Annotated in this window: 16 protein-coding genes; 4 read left to right on the plus strand and 12 right to left on the minus strand. The window is 38.9% G+C overall.

Annotated features, from left to right (window positions below):
* Nucleotides 1-167: 167 nt before the first annotated feature.
* Nucleotides 168-1,553: a PhoH family protein gene (locus tag BMY14_RS18375; RefSeq protein WP_091835135.1), complete on the plus strand. Its 1,386-nt coding sequence runs from the start codon at nucleotides 168-170 to the stop codon at nucleotides 1,551-1,553.
* Nucleotides 1,554-1,624: 71 nt separating this feature from the next.
* On the opposite strand, the gene BMY14_RS18380 is transcribed toward BMY14_RS18375, so the two are convergent.
* The 3 genes from BMY14_RS18380 to BMY14_RS18390 form a co-directional block, all read right to left on the minus strand.
* On the minus strand, nucleotides 1,625-1,939 hold the full coding sequence (locus BMY14_RS18380; protein WP_019552135.1) for a carboxymuconolactone decarboxylase family protein: 315 nt from the start codon (nucleotides 1,937-1,939) through the stop codon (nucleotides 1,625-1,627).
* A 31-nt stretch (nucleotides 1,940-1,970) separates the two neighbouring features.
* Nucleotides 1,971-2,537, minus strand: coding sequence for a hypothetical protein (locus tag BMY14_RS18385; protein WP_091835138.1), 567 nt, complete (start codon nucleotides 2,535-2,537; stop codon nucleotides 1,971-1,973).
* A 238-nt stretch (nucleotides 2,538-2,775) separates the two neighbouring features.
* Nucleotides 2,776-4,032, minus strand: coding sequence for an APC family permease (locus BMY14_RS18390; protein WP_091835140.1), 1,257 nt, complete (start codon nucleotides 4,030-4,032; stop codon nucleotides 2,776-2,778).
* A gap of 205 nt (nucleotides 4,033-4,237) precedes the next feature.
* Here BMY14_RS18390 and BMY14_RS18395 point away from each other — a divergent pair, with 205 nt between their 5' ends.
* From BMY14_RS18395 to fumC, 3 genes are all read left to right on the plus strand, one after another.
* A complete protein-coding gene (locus BMY14_RS18395; protein ID WP_091835143.1) occupies nucleotides 4,238-5,071 on the plus strand; it encodes an AraC family transcriptional regulator in 834 nt (277 codons plus the stop codon).
* A gap of 12 nt (nucleotides 5,072-5,083) precedes the next feature.
* Nucleotides 5,084-5,506: a DUF2000 domain-containing protein gene (locus tag BMY14_RS18400; RefSeq protein ID WP_091835146.1), complete on the plus strand. Its 423-nt coding sequence runs from the start codon at nucleotides 5,084-5,086 to the stop codon at nucleotides 5,504-5,506.
* A 154-nt stretch (nucleotides 5,507-5,660) separates the two neighbouring features.
* Nucleotides 5,661-7,055 (plus strand): class II fumarate hydratase, encoded by a 1,395-nt coding sequence (gene fumC, locus BMY14_RS18405; RefSeq protein ID WP_091835149.1) that lies wholly within the window; start codon nucleotides 5,661-5,663, stop codon nucleotides 7,053-7,055.
* Between the two features lie 290 nt (nucleotides 7,056-7,345).
* On the opposite strand, the gene BMY14_RS18410 is transcribed toward fumC, so the two are convergent.
* The 9 genes from BMY14_RS18410 to nifH all read right to left on the minus strand — a co-directional run bounded on the left by BMY14_RS18410 (nucleotide 7,346) and on the right by nifH (nucleotide 14,295).
* The gene (locus BMY14_RS18410) at nucleotides 7,346-7,864 is read right to left on the minus strand and encodes a pyridoxamine 5'-phosphate oxidase family protein (RefSeq protein WP_091835151.1); all 519 of its coding nucleotides are present in this window, start codon (nucleotides 7,862-7,864) and stop codon (nucleotides 7,346-7,348) included.
* Nucleotides 7,864-8,577: a type 1 glutamine amidotransferase gene (locus BMY14_RS18415; protein ID WP_091835154.1), complete on the minus strand. Its 714-nt coding sequence runs from the start codon at nucleotides 8,575-8,577 to the stop codon at nucleotides 7,864-7,866. Before BMY14_RS18415 ends, BMY14_RS18410 begins: the two co-directional genes overlap by 1 nt.
* 33 nt (nucleotides 8,578-8,610) lie before the next feature.
* Complete coding sequence (locus BMY14_RS18420) at nucleotides 8,611-9,036, minus strand: HEPN domain-containing protein (protein WP_091835157.1); 426 nt, start codon at nucleotides 9,034-9,036, stop codon at nucleotides 8,611-8,613.
* A 119-nt stretch (nucleotides 9,037-9,155) separates the two neighbouring features.
* Nucleotides 9,156-10,547, minus strand: a complete 1,392-nt coding sequence (gene anfK, locus BMY14_RS18425; protein ID WP_019552126.1) for a Fe-only nitrogenase subunit beta — start codon at nucleotides 10,545-10,547, stop codon at nucleotides 9,156-9,158.
* A 175-nt stretch (nucleotides 10,548-10,722) separates the two neighbouring features.
* Nucleotides 10,723-11,073 (minus strand): Fe-only nitrogenase subunit delta, encoded by a 351-nt coding sequence (gene anfG, locus BMY14_RS18430; RefSeq protein ID WP_091835160.1) that lies wholly within the window; start codon nucleotides 11,071-11,073, stop codon nucleotides 10,723-10,725.
* A gap of 14 nt (nucleotides 11,074-11,087) precedes the next feature.
* Nucleotides 11,088-12,647, minus strand: coding sequence for a nitrogenase iron-iron protein, alpha chain (gene anfD / locus BMY14_RS18435; RefSeq protein WP_091835164.1), 1,560 nt, complete (start codon nucleotides 12,645-12,647; stop codon nucleotides 11,088-11,090).
* Nucleotides 12,648-12,692: 45 nt separating this feature from the next.
* Entirely contained in the window at nucleotides 12,693-13,100 is a 408-nt protein-coding gene (locus BMY14_RS18440; protein WP_019552123.1) for a P-II family nitrogen regulator, read from the minus strand.
* A gap of 12 nt (nucleotides 13,101-13,112) precedes the next feature.
* The gene (locus tag BMY14_RS18445; protein WP_019552122.1) at nucleotides 13,113-13,439 is read right to left on the minus strand and encodes a P-II family nitrogen regulator; all 327 of its coding nucleotides are present in this window, start codon (nucleotides 13,437-13,439) and stop codon (nucleotides 13,113-13,115) included.
* A 28-nt stretch (nucleotides 13,440-13,467) separates the two neighbouring features.
* A complete protein-coding gene (nifH, locus tag BMY14_RS18450) occupies nucleotides 13,468-14,295 on the minus strand; it encodes a nitrogenase iron protein (RefSeq protein ID WP_019552121.1) in 828 nt (275 codons plus the stop codon).
* Between the last annotated feature and the right edge of the window lie 509 nt (nucleotides 14,296-14,804).

The following is a 14,804-nucleotide window of genomic DNA, read 5'->3' on the forward strand; positions in this document are numbered from 1 at the left end:
ACAAAGTGTTTATTTGTGAAAAAGAGGTATATATAACTTGCATTAAATATTCTATATGGCAAAACTTTAAAAATATTAACACAACATTAATCATTTCTTAACGCAAACAAACGTTATAAACTCTATTCTAGAGTTGAGAAGATGTTCTCAGTGAAGAGGGGGATACTATGAAAAAGTACTATGTCATAGATACCAATGTTTTGCTGCATTCACCGAATGCTTTATATGCATTTAGTGAACACAATGTCGTCATTCCTGAAGTTGTTATCGAGGAATTAGATCGCTTTAAAAAAGAATCCACGGAACGTGGTGCAAACAGCCGTCATATTAGCCGTATCATTGATCGGCTGCGCCTGCAGGGAAATTTACTCGAAGGCGTCCCACTGAATGATAACGGTGGTATTTTGATTCTGGAAGCAAACCATACAGCTACACAAATGCCGTCACATTGGGACAAATCAAATGCCGACAATCGTATCCTGCAAGTCTGCAAAGGTTTAGCAGAAAGCGGCAATCAAACGATTTTAGTCAGCCGTGATACAAATATGCGAGTAAAAGCCTCCATTTTAAATATTCAAGCTGAAGACTTTCGTAACGACAAAGTTTCCAGTATTGATCAACAATATACTGGACGTGTCGTTGCCTATACTTCGAGTGATATCATCAATGACTTCCACAAAGACGAAACGCAAACGATTGATCCAGCAAATTTGTATATTTTTGATGAATCAGCCAGCGTCTTAACTTCAGCCACGTTCGTCACCAACCAATTTCTCTTGATAAAATCAACCGACAAAGAGCGGCATACCGCTCTAGGACGTTTTGATGGGAAAAAAATCGTTCATTTGCGCTATCAAAAAACCAATCCATTTGGCGTTACACCAAAAAATGTTGGGCAGATCTTTATGCAAGAATGTCTCATGATGAACTCTACCGAAGCTCCGCTTGTTATCTTAAAAGGAATCTCTGGAACTGCCAAAACGTTTTATTCCTTAGCCGTGGGGCTCCACAATTACATGGACTGCCAGCCAAAAGTATATCAGCATATCCTGATTTGCCGCCCCAATGCCATGCTTGATGAAGGGATTGGTTTCCTGCCTGGTACGGAAGCCGAAAAAATTGAACCTTATATGCGTGCCATTAAAGACAATTTATTTACCTTAATGTCAGGAAGCAACTCTACGGAAGAAAAAGATGTCCTGCAAACCGAAGATACAGTCAATATGTTATTTGAAAAACGAATCATCCAAACCGAAGCACTGGCTTACCAACGCGGTCGTTCCTTGCAAAAATACTGGGTAATTTTTGATGAAATGCAAAACTCTACCCCACGCCAGGCAAAAGCCGTTTTAACCAGACCGGGGCTTGGCACAAAAATAATTTTACTTGGCGATCCAGCACAAATCGATAATCCATTGTTGGACAGCCAATCAAATGGTCTCAGTTATGCGAGTGAAAAAATGATGGGTTCCAAACTCTGCTTTCAAGTGACGATGCTGCCAGAAGAATGTGAACGATCACCGCTTGCCGCCGAAGCTGCTATGCGGTTATAAAATAAAAGAGCACCGGGCGCAAAAATGCACGGTGCTCTTTTATTTTTCATTCATCGTCAATAACAAATCTGTTAATCTTCTTCATCATAGGCATGCAGCGCTATTGGTAAAGCCGCAACAACTTTATTGCCAACGGCTGGAAGTGGCAGCAAAACTGCACTTTTTATTTCGTCTCTTGTTGCGCCTAATTCTTTTGCATGTTTTACGTGAAATGGCAGCCCCGTCAATAGTCCAACCGTACTAAGTACTGCAATATACGCAATTTCTTCTGTTTTTGCATCCAAGGTACTGGCATCATCTAATTTTTTTACCGCATCCAGCCAAACCTGAGCGTGCTTTGGGGCTTCTTTTAAAAAAGTTTCAAATGTCGTACTTACTTGCTTCATAACAATTCCTCCCCTATTTCCCTTGATACAATCAATCACCTTTTATGGCAATATGTAAAACATAAAAGACCAAAAATGAATATGCTATCATTTTATGGATCGTTCGCAGCTTTTTATTTTGCGGCATGCATCGAATTTTATGTCCTATATACAATAAAAATAATAACAACAAAAGTGCCAAAATCCCAAAAGCAATACTAAGATTAAAATTATGTACCCCACGAAACCACACAAAATAAACGTGCAAGATTCCGGCATAAATTGCTACCGTACCGACCAAAGGATGCAACAAGCGAACATCTTTCATTAGATTCTTATATAGCTGGTTCATCGTTTGCGAAAGAGCAATTTTATTGCGTGTGATTTGAAGATAAATTTCCCGCAATACGTAATTCATAAAAGCAATTATGGCGATGATAATTGTTATAGTACCAAATTCTTTACCAATTCCTTTGATCGCACGAAAGGACAAATTCGTCCCTAAATACCCCATATGATCCATGCCAATGACCAAAAAAGCTAAAATCAATAAGCTTATATTTAACCCAATTAAATTTTCACTCAAATGAGCTACTCTATTTTCAATTGGTTTGTACATACGACCACACTCCTTTTTTCTAAAACCGACCCGTTATTTTTTTATATTGCCTAATTTATTTGTAGTCTTATCTATATATGGCATTAAACATTTTATATGGCAATCGGATGTAATTTCTTTAATGCGTTCTATATACATAAGTAATTTCTGTATTTTATCTTTAACTCCTTTGATTCATTAAGAATAATATTTTTCAGCCACCATTAAAGGGCAAAATATCATGCTGAAATATTGACCCTTAATGCATATCCGAGCGATAAACAGGTTCTGCTTTTCGAGTGCGTTTATGTCTTTGATGGGCTTTCCATGATACGAAAAAGACCAGCACAAAAATGAACATACTCCAGAGTGTTGCTTTGCTTAGTAAGCCTGCGAAAGCGATCATTAAAATTGAAATCGCAAATTTCAATTTTACATTATCTAAAATACGAAACCCTGCCGCTAAACCAATCATGGCATTTGCCAAGAAAAAAACATTAGCACAGGCAACCAAACTATCCAATGTTAAAACATCCCCAGCAAGCAAACTCAGTGTAATCATATGAATTCCCGTAAGTGTAAAAATAGCATTGACCGGACTTCCATAGCGATTCGTTTGTGCCAAATAAGCTGGCAGCCTGCCATTTTCAGCTCGTTTTGCATTCATTCTGGTAACAGCACCAACAATCATAAGATATGTAGAAATACAAAGTCCTGCCGCTACAATACTTAAAAACGGCACAGCTAGACTACCAAATAAAGGCTGCATGATAGCGATTATTGTATGTTCACCTAAAAAGCTCTGCAGTGATAAGGCCACCAGAAGGTATACACCAGTTATAATGATAACACTGATCGTCATGGCTTTACGTAATGTTCTTTCAGGATTCTTGATGTCCTCGATATAATTACCAATAACCTCCCAGCCAACAATAGCCCAAAACAAAAGTAACAAGCTATAACCAAAATCAGGCAAGGAGACCATCGTCTGTGGTAATTGAATATCGGCTGCCGTCACTAAAGTATATAAACTACCGGCCGCTAATGAGACAACCGTACAAGCCGTAACGAGTAAATTAAACCGAGCAAAGGATTTAACGCCGCTTACAAGTAAGCCAATACAAATAAAAACTAAAATACATACAATAAATTCGCTATTTAGCATCTTAAGAAAGCTGAAGTTTTTTAAAAATCCAGCTGCCGTCAACAAAACCGCCATCGGACCGAAGAAAACAGCCGTCGTAAGAAAATTAGAGCAAAGTTCTTGCCAGAAAGGCCCCAGCATTTTCCCCACCGCCAAAGCAACCCCTTCATTCCCTGGACTTTTCAAACTTAAATAGATAAATACATAGGCAAATACACTGCCTAATATCATAATCACCAACCAAGCCACAATTGCCCAGTCACCAATTTTGTCATAAACAATCGGCGGCAGTAATAAAATTGCTGACCCAATAATCGGACCAATAATAAGTCCACAAAGTGAAAAAAGACCAATACCCTTACTTTTATTCATTAAATTCTCCTTCTTAGCGAAATTTATTCCTATTAGAATACCACCCACCTGCTGATTTGTAAAACAATTCACATAAAAAAATTTTCTATTACAAAGCGGTTGTACAATAGTTTCTTTACCTTGGTACAAAATAGGTCAATATCATACAAGAAATCCCTATTGTTTTATAGTATGATTACGGAAGACGAACAAAGGAGCGATGTCGATGGTACCTGAAACAAGGACTGTTTGTTTTGATGCCGATTTAAATATTGAAGCCTATAGTTTTAAAGGAATCAGGCAAAAATTTCCTACACATTTCCATGAATATTATGTAATCGGTTTTATTGAAAATGGTCGACGGGAATTATTTTGTAAAAACAAACATTATATAGTAGAACGCGACACTTTAATTATTTTTAATCCACAAGACAGCCATATGTGTCAGCAGCTGGATAACCAGCCTTTAGATTATCGCTGTATTAACATTTCTGTAGACAATATGCAAAAAATCGTCCGGGAAATAACGCAGAAAACATATCTGCCCTACTTTACAGAGCCAGTATTATGCGACAGCGAATTGGTCTCTGCCTTACATGATTTGCATGAAATGCTTATGCATCAGGAAAAAGACTTCAAAAAAGATGAATTGTTTTTGCTGATCATGGAAGAATTAATTTTTGAACACGCCGATACGATCTTTGATCAAAATTCAATAGAACCTTCCGCTGAAATAAAAATCATTTGTGATTTTTTACAAGCGAATTACAGTGAAAACATAAAATTAAATGATCTGAGTCAGTTAGCTAACATAAGCAAATACCACTTATTACGATCGTTCACAAAACAAAAAGGCATATCGCCTTACTGTTATTTAGAAGCGATTCGTATCAGCGCAGCAAAAAAACTGCTAGAACAACAATGTTCACCCCTAAACGTCGCCTTGCAAACAGGTTTCTCAGACCAAAGTCATTTTTCAAATTTCTTCAAAAGAATCATTGGGCTCACACCAAAACAATATATGAATATTTTTATAACGGAGACAAAACATAAAAAATGAGGAGAATTTTGTATGTCAATAGAAGAAAATAAATGTGTAATGATTATCGATTCAACCCTGCCGCTTGGCTTGATTGCCAACACTTCAGCAATTCTTGGTATTACTCTTGGCCATAAACTCAATAGCATTATCGGAGAAGATCTCATTGACGCTTCTCAGACAAAACATCTTGGTATAACCAATATTCCCATCCCAATTTTAAACGGGAGCACGACAACAATACATGAAGTACTAGAAAAAATCAAGAATAATAACTGGAATGATCTAGTCATCGTTGATTTTTCTAACACGGCCCAAACTTGCAAAGATTATCAAATTTATAAAGAAAAAGTTAAATCCATTCCCTCTGCCATGTTTCAGTACTTAGGTATCGGCCTCTATGGTTCGAGCCGCAAAATAAACAAATTGACTGGCAATATGCCCTTACTGCGATAAAAAAGCCCTCTACCTTTGACTTTGTTGTGATTTTATACTAAACTATAATTGATAACAATACTCATCTATTTAACATTTGAATTTTCTTACAATTTGCTATATCCTATAAGTGGTAGTCTAAAATTAAAACAAAGTAGTTAAAGGAGTGATTTACATGGAATATCGTATTGAAACAGACTCGCTCGGAGAAATTAAGGTTCCAGCAGATAAGTTATGGGGTGCTCAAACACAGCGTTCTTTCGAAAACTTTCAAATTGGCACCGAAAAAATCCCCCAGGAAATGGTGGAAGTCTTCGCTTTATTAAAACGTGCCTCTGCGGCCGTAAACAAAAATTTAGAAACACTAGATTCTGGCAGAGCTGATGCAATTATTGAAGCCTGTGACGAAGTATTAGCTGGTAAACTTGACGGGAATTTTCCACTAGCTGTATGGCAGACAGGCAGCGGCACACAGTTTAATATGAATATGAATGAAGTTCTGGCTCATCGGGCTGCACAAATTTTAGCCGAACAAGGCAAAGAAATTGCCGTCCATCCAAATGATCATGTAAATTGCTCTCAAAGCTCAAATGATATATTTCCCACCGCCCTACATGTAGTTGGGCTCACCCTCATTAAAAAACAGCTTTTTCCCGCACTGGACGATCTAGCTGCAACGCTTGAAAAAAAGTCAAAAGATTTTATGGATGTTGTCAAAACCGGACGCACACATCTTATGGATGCTACCCCACTCACATTAGGGCAGGAAATTAGCGGCTGGGCACGAATGATACGCCGCAATCAGGAAATGTTGACTGCTGGTATCAATTTTCTGCGTGATCTCGCTATGGGAGGCACTGCCGTCGGAACAGGAATCAATACCCATCCCCTGTTCGCCGTAAAAATTGCCGAAGAAATCAGCAAATTGACTAATGAACATTTCCAAACCGCACCCAATAAGTTCCAAGCATTATCGAGCCGAGATGAAATTGCTGCTGTCCATGGCTTGCTCAAAGCATTAGCCGCTGATCTTATGAAAATAGCCAATGATGTACGGTGGCTTGCCAGCGGACCTCGTTGCGGACTCGGTGAAATCACGATTCCTGCCAACGAACCAGGCAGTTCAATCATGCCATCAAAAGTAAATCCAACCCAGGCTGAAGCCTTAACCATGGTGGTCACACAAGTCTTTGGCAATGATACTACCGTTTCATTTGCGGCCAGTCAGGGAAATTTCCAGTTGAATGTATTTATGCCAGTTATGGCTTATAACTTAATTCAAAGCATCCGCTTACTGAGTGACAGTATGAATTCTTTTAATCATAACTGTCTGGTTGGTATTGAACCAAACCGCGAAAAAATTGAATTCAACTTAAGTCAATCCCTTATTTTAGTTACTGGTTTAGTACCATTAATTGGCTACGATAAAGCCGCTGAAATTGCCCATCGAGCTGAAAAAGAAGGCATTACGCTAAAAGAAGCTGCTTTAGCAACTGGCTATGTAGATGCAGCCATCTATAATCATTACATGGACCCCGCCCGCCTCACAAAACCACAATCACAAGGCTAACTTAAAAGACATATCAAGCAAAAGATTCGATTTTTCAACCTTTGCTTGATATGTCTTTTTTTTATAAAATATAGTCATATATAGAACGCATTAAACATTTTATATAGCAATCGTCAGGAATGGGGTATAAGGTTGAGTGGCGTTACGTAGGAAGCAAACGATGCCCTATACCCCATTTCTGGCAGACTGATAGACTTGGATGTACTTTCCGTTCTATCTAAATGAAGTATTCTCAACCTTATAATTCCTGTCTGGTAAACGAATCAGCAGTTTAATATTCCTCAATTTATCTAGAAAATAGTTTGAGAATTTACGGCATTTTCTTTAGCAGTTACGATATCCGCCTGAATTCGATATATACCTACACCATTTCCATCGAGTGAAGATTTATATTTTTCCATTAGATTTCCCGTTAACGGCTGACTATAATAGTTTGGCATATATTTGTCTATCATTTTTTGCATAACAACTGCCGATTCTGCAAAATCAATTAATTTTTCTGCTTTGCCAAAAATCATGACACTCATATAAGCTGTATCAGCATGACACGGTACTGGATCGATTACAGTACCGTGTTCTGCATAAATCGTAAAACACACTGGCGGGTTCTGAGCAAGAAGGACATTTTTCTTGCCTGATCCCATTCCATGAAAATAGATGGCATTTTTATGCCAGATATAATTAACCGGTACTGCATAGGGAAAAGACTCACCCGTTAAAGCAAGTATACCAATACGGGATGATAAAAGAAAAGCTTCGATTTGTTGTTGATCACTGCAAATCCGTTGTGTATAACGAACCGTCTCCATTAAAGAACACCCTCTCTGTCCATTTTTTCCAATTGCGTGAGAAAACAAAACATCCATTGATTATCCTGTTTGATATATTCCACATGAGCCTCTAATTCTTCCGCCGACTGCACATAGGGGCCTGGTCTCATTTCATTTTTACAATGCTCAACCAGCGCCCGGATAATTTCAACTGTATTTTCCAGATGGAACTGAAATCCAAAAATTTTTCTCTTATAGATAAAAGCTTGGTTTTTACAAGCTTCATTTTCAGCAATACATATTGCATCCTCGGACAAAATACTGAAGGTATCTCCATGCCACTCAAAAACAATGGGTTCTGGTGGAAAAAAGGAAAACAAGGGAGATTTCCTTGCTTCTTCACTTAACTGAACCGGAAACCAGCCAATTTCCAGCTGCGGATTTTTGGTAACTTTCCCGCCAATCACGTCGGCAATGAGTTGTGCGCCCAGACATAAACCAATAATAACCTTCCCTTGCTGAATGGATTTTTTTATGAAATCTTTTTCAGCTGCCAGCCAAGGATAATGTTCTTCCTCGTAAATATTCATTGGCCCGCCCATAATAACCAGCCAGTCAAACTCGCTCTGTTTCGGTAAAATTTCATTTTTATATAAATGAGTACTCGTTACGGTATACTGATTTTTTTCAGCCCAGACCAAGATACTACCAGGATTTTCAAATGGAACATGCTGTAAATAATGGAGTCGCATCGTTTTCAATCCCTTCTTAACGGCTCGTAAAGCTCAGATTTTACTTTTCAATGCAGAAATTTTATGTTGATCAAATAGCCCTTGTACTTTTTGGCATAACCTAATAACTCGCTTACCATCTTCTTCCTCTGGTGTGCCATGCTGATAATTTTCCAGTGAACAAATCCCAAAAATCACATCCAACGATCTTATTTCGGCACTTAATAAAGGCGGAATGATCATAAAAGTTTCAATGGAGTCCATAAGGCAGATATAATTATGATTTCGTGGCTCTACACCATGCAGATTCGATAAGGCAATTAAATAATTTTCCAAGGCAATAGCCGCCACATTGAACACCACACTATTCGCTTGACCTTCTTGTAAAAAATTCTCCGCTCGATGATGAAAACCCTGCGCCGTATGATAGGCTTCGACAAAACTATCGATGTCTGCTTCATTTTGTATGCTATTAATCATAATTTTTCAGCCTCTTTTTTTAGGAATGCTGCCAGAACTGATCGACATCAGAAACTGACAGCATTGCCTGCTATTTATTCTATTTACAATGCCGCTGCACTGCTAAAATGTGATTCAGTTTACCATACATTGAGTAACCATTCTTTATTTTTCTTATGTTCCATATCCTCAAATATCGTATTGGCCATGGTTTCCGCTAACCAAGTAGCACCAGCATAACCCACAACCGGGTGACGATACAAACCCGCACGATCATAGGTTGGGAAGCCGACACGTACCATCGGGATATTATAATCAATGGATATAAACCTGCCTTTGGAGTGTCCTAAAATAAGATCCAATTCAATTTCTTTATTTTTGATCCGACTTTCCAGTTCCCATAAATCGGCATTGGTTATGACCTCCATCTCGAAATCGACTTTTTCTTCAAAAGCTTTGAGACGAGCATCTTTCTTATAAGTTGAATTATCATCCCCTAAAAGCAGTAATACCGGTTTCATTTCCAAATCCAGACAAAATTCAGCCAAACCAATCACCAAATCCGGATGTCCATAGATAGCAACTTTTTTATCCGCAAAAAACATGTGTACCAAATCCGTGAGTGCATCAATCGCAATACCGCGTTCCCTAACTAAAGAAAGAGGAATTTCTTTACCTGTCATTTTTTTTAGATTTTGTAAAAATGTGTCCGTATTACGTATACCAATCGGTGTTGGTCCAATCACCGCCGGAACGTTAAATTCACTTTCTAGGTATTCCGCTGCAGCGCCGCCCTCATACCGATTTAAGGCAATCGTCCCCATAGCATTCGCCGTTCCAATGATATCTTCAACTGGTGTACTGCCATGTGAAACAGCATCACCATTTGGCATTAATGGTGAATCAAAACTCTCGATTTCAAACAGAACCGTAGCTGCAATATCCATTTCAGCCAAAAGATGCTTCAGTGCCGTTACATCTCCCGGATTAACCCAACCCGTAAACAAGTTAATTTTCCCATTGGGTTGATCTTTTTTCGCCAAAGTTCTGACAAAAGCATCCAAAGCCACATCATAGCCAGTAACCTGACTTCCTTTAAAGCTTGGCGTATGAACACTAATCAAATGAACTTCACGACCAGCATATTTTTCTTTCAATAGTCCAGCATTTAATTTACGAACAACCCCATCAACATCATCACCAATGACTTCCGTTGAACAAGTTGTGATGATTGGAATCACCTTCACATCCGGATATCGCATCAAAAGAACATCTACCGCTTCTTCAACACGATGAACCGCCCCGAATACAGCACCATCTTCATGTACGGACGAAGATGCTATATCAAAATTATCTTTAAAATGCTGGGCAAATAGCAGCCGAACAAACATTACGCAGCCTTGACCGCCATGAACAATCGCAATACAATCTTTGATTCCGATGCTGGCATATTGAGCACCGCAAGGCTGACAGGTAAATATCGGGTTGATAATGCCGGCACGCTCTTTTTCTTTCACTTCACAAGACATCATAAAAAATCGACTCCCTTTTTGATTTTCTTTGCCGCTGTAACAGCGCACCGTATTTATTTAACTATATAAGTTGCATTAAATATTCTATATGGCAATCGTTAGGAATGGGGTATAGGGTTGAGTGGAATTAAGACTGCTAGGCTAGATGTAATTTCTTTAGTGCATTATATATAGTTTAATACCGTTGATCGGTAAGTTCTTTATTTAATGAACCCGTAATTGTCAAATAATCTATGCGATCTTTCAGGTCCTGCATAAGAAGTTTAATATCCTTTTTATCCATTGCACCAAGCCATGGATAGGTTGCTTTAAAATCTTTAGCTAAAACCATTGCATCGACCCAATAACATTTATCAGCAGGCGTTTCACAATCAACCGGTTCTTCACATAAAAGCTGCATCGTTTTCGTTAATACACCCTCATTTTGTTTTTCACGATCCCAGGCCCGTGAATGAAACTGCCATAAACACCATTTCATTATATAATCCACAAGCTGCTCAACCTTGTCTTTTCTTGAATCATCCATTCTCCAGCACCTCCTTATACTACCTTCACAAGTTTATGGCTTGGTTCGGGATATGTTTTATCACGTAATTTTGTCACGCAGTCATAATCTCCAGTATAAGGCTGTTCTTCCGGTGGAGTGATTGCCGTTTTATCGATATTCACATCCGAAATCAGCTGTCTGGTTGAAAAACCGCTGCCATCTACTTCTGTCTGGCTGATATCAATGCTGGCAAGTTGATGAATCGGCGAATATAGTGCATTGTAAATATCTCTTGCAAAGCGAACCCAGCCTTCAAAGCCTTTGTAAGGTCCATTGTGATAAGCATGGGCATTTAGATATTGTATCCCTAATTTTTTAGCAACTTCGCCCGGACGAACGCCTGTAAAAATAATATCTGGTTTTAGCGTCTTCATCGCTTCGATTCCTTCCAGCTCATTTGGATCGTCAATCGCAAGTGCACCTTCACTGCAGCGAGCGATACCTTTTTCAAAATCCCCCTGATGCCCGAATTTAGAATAAACCGAAACGACATCCAGACCCATTTCTTCTTCAATGACATGAGCCCAATGCCAAAGTTTTGATCCACCCGGCCACAAGCATACTTTTTTACCTTTCAATCGTTTCGCATACCAATCCAGTTCCGGCTTCCAACGAGCTGTTTCTTCATCGATGATGGCCTGCGCTTCTTTTTCAAGTCCAAAGAACATGGCCACTTTCATCAGCGACTCGGCAAGTGGTTTAAAGCCAAATCCATCAATATCAAGGCGTGGAATTCCATATCTGACTTTGAGTTCATTACAGATATATTCGGAAGATCGCGCACATTCCAATACATTAAGCTGCGCCCGGTGCATACCTCTTAGTTCATCATACGAACCATTACCCGTAAAAGTTGACAGAACCTGGATTCCCATCCGCTTAAAATAATCCACCATCACTTCGGTGTCACCTTGGATATTATAATCACCCACATAGTTAATCACATGGTCACTGGTTATTTTCGGCTCAACCGTGCCAACTTTTTGGTTGATCCATGCAATATTGATTTTGTGATGGCCCCCTGATTGACTCGGTCCGCCAAAACCCGGTGAATTACAAACGAAGATATCTACATCACCCAATTCATCCGTCACTTCCTGGGCAACTGCTTCTATATCATCACCAATTAAAGCCGTAGCGCACGTTTGATAAATCGTCATACGTTTGATATCGGGAAAAGCTTTAAATGCTTCCAGCATATTTTGTTTTAGTTGTTTTTCAGCCCCAAATATAATATGTTTTTCTTTTACATCCGTCGCATAGGTATATTTTAGTTGAAAATTATCATTATCACTGATATACCGTTTTGTCTGCCACGTATCATAAGTACACCCCACCGGGCCATGGCTCATATGGATAACATCCTTCATTGGTGCACCGATAACGTGCTTGGCCCCACAATATGCACAGCCGCGTTCGGAAATCGTTCCCGGTATTGTATTTAAATAACCAAGCGGCAAACAAGATGTCAAATCTTCCCCGGGACCCTTGATAACAGCATGTTTTGCTCTTTCAGGAATACATTCACTGCATTTAAATGTATGATATGGCATGATTTTTCCCCCTCACAAAAATTCGTTCATTCACTGAGCAGCCTCTTAAATTGCGGCATCGCCATGTTCATTCGTTCTGACACGAACAGCATCTAATAATGGCAGAATAAATATTTTCCCATCGCCCACATTATGCTGGGTTTTATTAACTTTAATAATGGCTTGAACGATTGTTTGAACCTGCTCATCATGAGCCAAAATCGTAAACATTCGGCAGGGAAATAATCCCCGGCCATCTAAAAACTCGGTTGCCACCTGTTCTGCCTTGGGATCTTCCGGATTCGTCTTTGCCAGTAATTGTTTTTTGCGGTCAGCAATGATTTCTATATTTTCGACAACTTTACCGCGGCCTATCGCTTTTAAAGCAGTAAACCCCGCCACACCAGCCTCAACTAAAGCTTTTTTTGTAGGACCAACTTTATTCATTCGAATCACAGCTATGATTTCTTTCATAACGCCACTCCCTTATAACCCAGCTAAACCGCTGGAAACCGTATAAACTTCGTCGATTGCACTGATAAAGATTTTTCCATCACCAAATGATCCATTTTCACCGACTTTTGCATGACGTAAAATAACATCCAGTATTTTATCTTTTTCGGCCTCTTCAATAACTACCATAATAAGGCTTTTCGGAATCTCATCATAAACAATATCGCCAAATTTAATACCATTTTGTTTTCCGCGCCCCACAACATCAACAACAGTGGCGGCATTAAACCCCGCTCGTGAAAGTTCCTGAAGAACACTATCTTTTTTATCTGGTCTGATAATTGCACGAACCATAATCATAAATAACTACCCCCTTACGTTTTAGTATTTAATCAGCAAGACCATATTTCACAACCATCGCTTCTAGTTCATCCATACTTAATGGTTTCGGAATAACAAAATTGTCATTTTCAATAATTTTGCGGGCTAATTCACCATATTCATGAGCCTGATTACAATCAGCATCATACTCAACCACTGTTTTTTTATTAAATTCTGCTTTCTGTACAATATTATCGCGTGGTACAAAATGGAGCAGTTGAGTGCCAATAGCGGCAGTAAATTCTTCTAAAAATTCTCTTTCCCGATCTACTTTACGGCTATTGCAAATGATGCCGCCAAGTCTGACCCCGCTTTGTTTTGCATATTTTAAAAGTCCTTTACAAATATTATTAGCTGCATAAACAGCCATCATTTCTCCAGAGGCAACAATATATACTTCTTGTGCCTTTCCTTCCCGAATCGGCATTGCAAACCCGCCGCAGACAACGTCACCCAGAACATCAAAAAACACAAAATCCAAATCCGATGTATATGCACCATTTTTTTCCATGAGATCAATAGAGGTTATAACACCGCGTCCTGCACAGCCAACACCAGGTTCCGGTCCACCAGATTCCACGCAGCGGATGCCGCCAAAGCCTGCTTTAACTACCCGGTCCACTGTAATTTTTTCTTCGCCCTCATCACGCAAAATATCCATCAGTGTTTTTTGATTCATTCCCCCAAGAATTAACCGCGTTGAATCTGCTTTAGGATCACAACCATGAATAAATACTTTTTTGTCATAAAAATGCATCATTGCTGCTGCCGTATTTTGTTGTGTAGTGGATTTGCCAATACCGCCTTTACCATAAATCGCAATTTTTCTTGTCATTTTATACACTCCTCATATTTACATACTTTTTATCCATTGCTAAAAAAACAAACTCTTTGTATAAAAAGTGCTGCTCCCACGATTGCCAAAATTCGCCCGCCTCTTTTTACATTGTTCTTGAAAAAAGAAAATCAACCTGTTATAATCGAGAATGGGTAAATTAAATAGACCTAGTACCACTGGGAATAAAAGATTTGCCTGCGCTTCATGGATATTCGTGGTATCCATGAAGCTTTTTATTTTTTCGGATTTTATTCGTTTGACCACCTCCTTGCGATATACTCTTAAAATCAAATGAGTTTGCCTGTACGGCAATAGCTAGCGTCTTGAATATAAAAATGGGTAAAGTTAATAGACCTAGCACCACTGGGATAGAAAAACGATAAAGCTGGCAAAGTTCCCTGGATATTCGTGGTATCCATGAAACAATTTTGTTCAATTGTCAAAATAAAATAAAAAAAATCAACCAACCGAATTGCAAAACGGTCAATTGATACCTCTTTGTACCT

Origin of the sequence: Propionispira arboris (assembly GCF_900109225.1) — a bacterium.
GTDB classification, from domain to species: domain Bacteria; phylum Bacillota; class Negativicutes; order Selenomonadales; family Selenomonadaceae; genus Propionispira; species Propionispira arboris.

Bases quoted from the DNA above. Each gene is read 5' to 3' on its own strand.
- anfD (WP_091835164.1), bottom strand. From the start codon at position 12,647: ATGCCATATCATACATTTAAATGCAGTGAATGTATTCCTGAAAGAGCA.
- BMY14_RS18385 (WP_091835138.1), bottom strand. From the start codon at position 2,537: ATGTACAAACCAATTGAAAATAGAGTAGCTCATTTGAGTGAAAATTTA.
- BMY14_RS18390 (WP_091835140.1), bottom strand. From the start codon at position 4,032: ATGAATAAAAGTAAGGGTATTGGTCTTTTTTCACTTTGTGGACTTATT.
- anfG (WP_091835160.1), bottom strand. From the start codon at position 11,073: ATGGATGATTCAAGAAAAGACAAGGTTGAGCAGCTTGTGGATTATATA.
- BMY14_RS18415 (WP_091835154.1), bottom strand. From the start codon at position 8,577: ATGCGACTCCATTATTTACAGCATGTTCCATTTGAAAATCCTGGTAGT.
- BMY14_RS18445 (WP_019552122.1), bottom strand. From the start codon at position 13,439: ATGATTATGGTTCGTGCAATTATCAGACCAGATAAAAAAGATAGTGTT.
- BMY14_RS18410 (WP_091835151.1), bottom strand. From the start codon at position 7,864: ATGGAGACGGTTCGTTATACACAACGGATTTGCAGTGATCAACAACAA.
- BMY14_RS18375 (WP_091835135.1), top strand. From the start codon at position 168: ATGAAAAAGTACTATGTCATAGATACCAATGTTTTGCTGCATTCACCG.
- anfK (WP_019552126.1), bottom strand. From the start codon at position 10,547: ATGATGTCTTGTGAAGTGAAAGAAAAAGAGCGTGCCGGCATTATCAAC.
- nifH (WP_019552121.1), bottom strand. From the start codon at position 14,295: ATGACAAGAAAAATTGCGATTTATGGTAAAGGCGGTATTGGCAAATCC.
- BMY14_RS18380 (WP_019552135.1), bottom strand. From the start codon at position 1,939: ATGAAGCAAGTAAGTACGACATTTGAAACTTTTTTAAAAGAAGCCCCA.
- BMY14_RS18440 (WP_019552123.1), bottom strand. From the start codon at position 13,100: ATGAAAGAAATCATAGCTGTGATTCGAATGAATAAAGTTGGTCCTACA.
- BMY14_RS18400 (WP_091835146.1), top strand. From the start codon at position 5,084: ATGTCAATAGAAGAAAATAAATGTGTAATGATTATCGATTCAACCCTG.
- BMY14_RS18395 (WP_091835143.1), top strand. From the start codon at position 4,238: ATGGTACCTGAAACAAGGACTGTTTGTTTTGATGCCGATTTAAATATT.
- BMY14_RS18420 (WP_091835157.1), bottom strand. From the start codon at position 9,036: ATGATTAATAGCATACAAAATGAAGCAGACATCGATAGTTTTGTCGAA.
- fumC (WP_091835149.1), top strand. From the start codon at position 5,661: ATGGAATATCGTATTGAAACAGACTCGCTCGGAGAAATTAAGGTTCCA.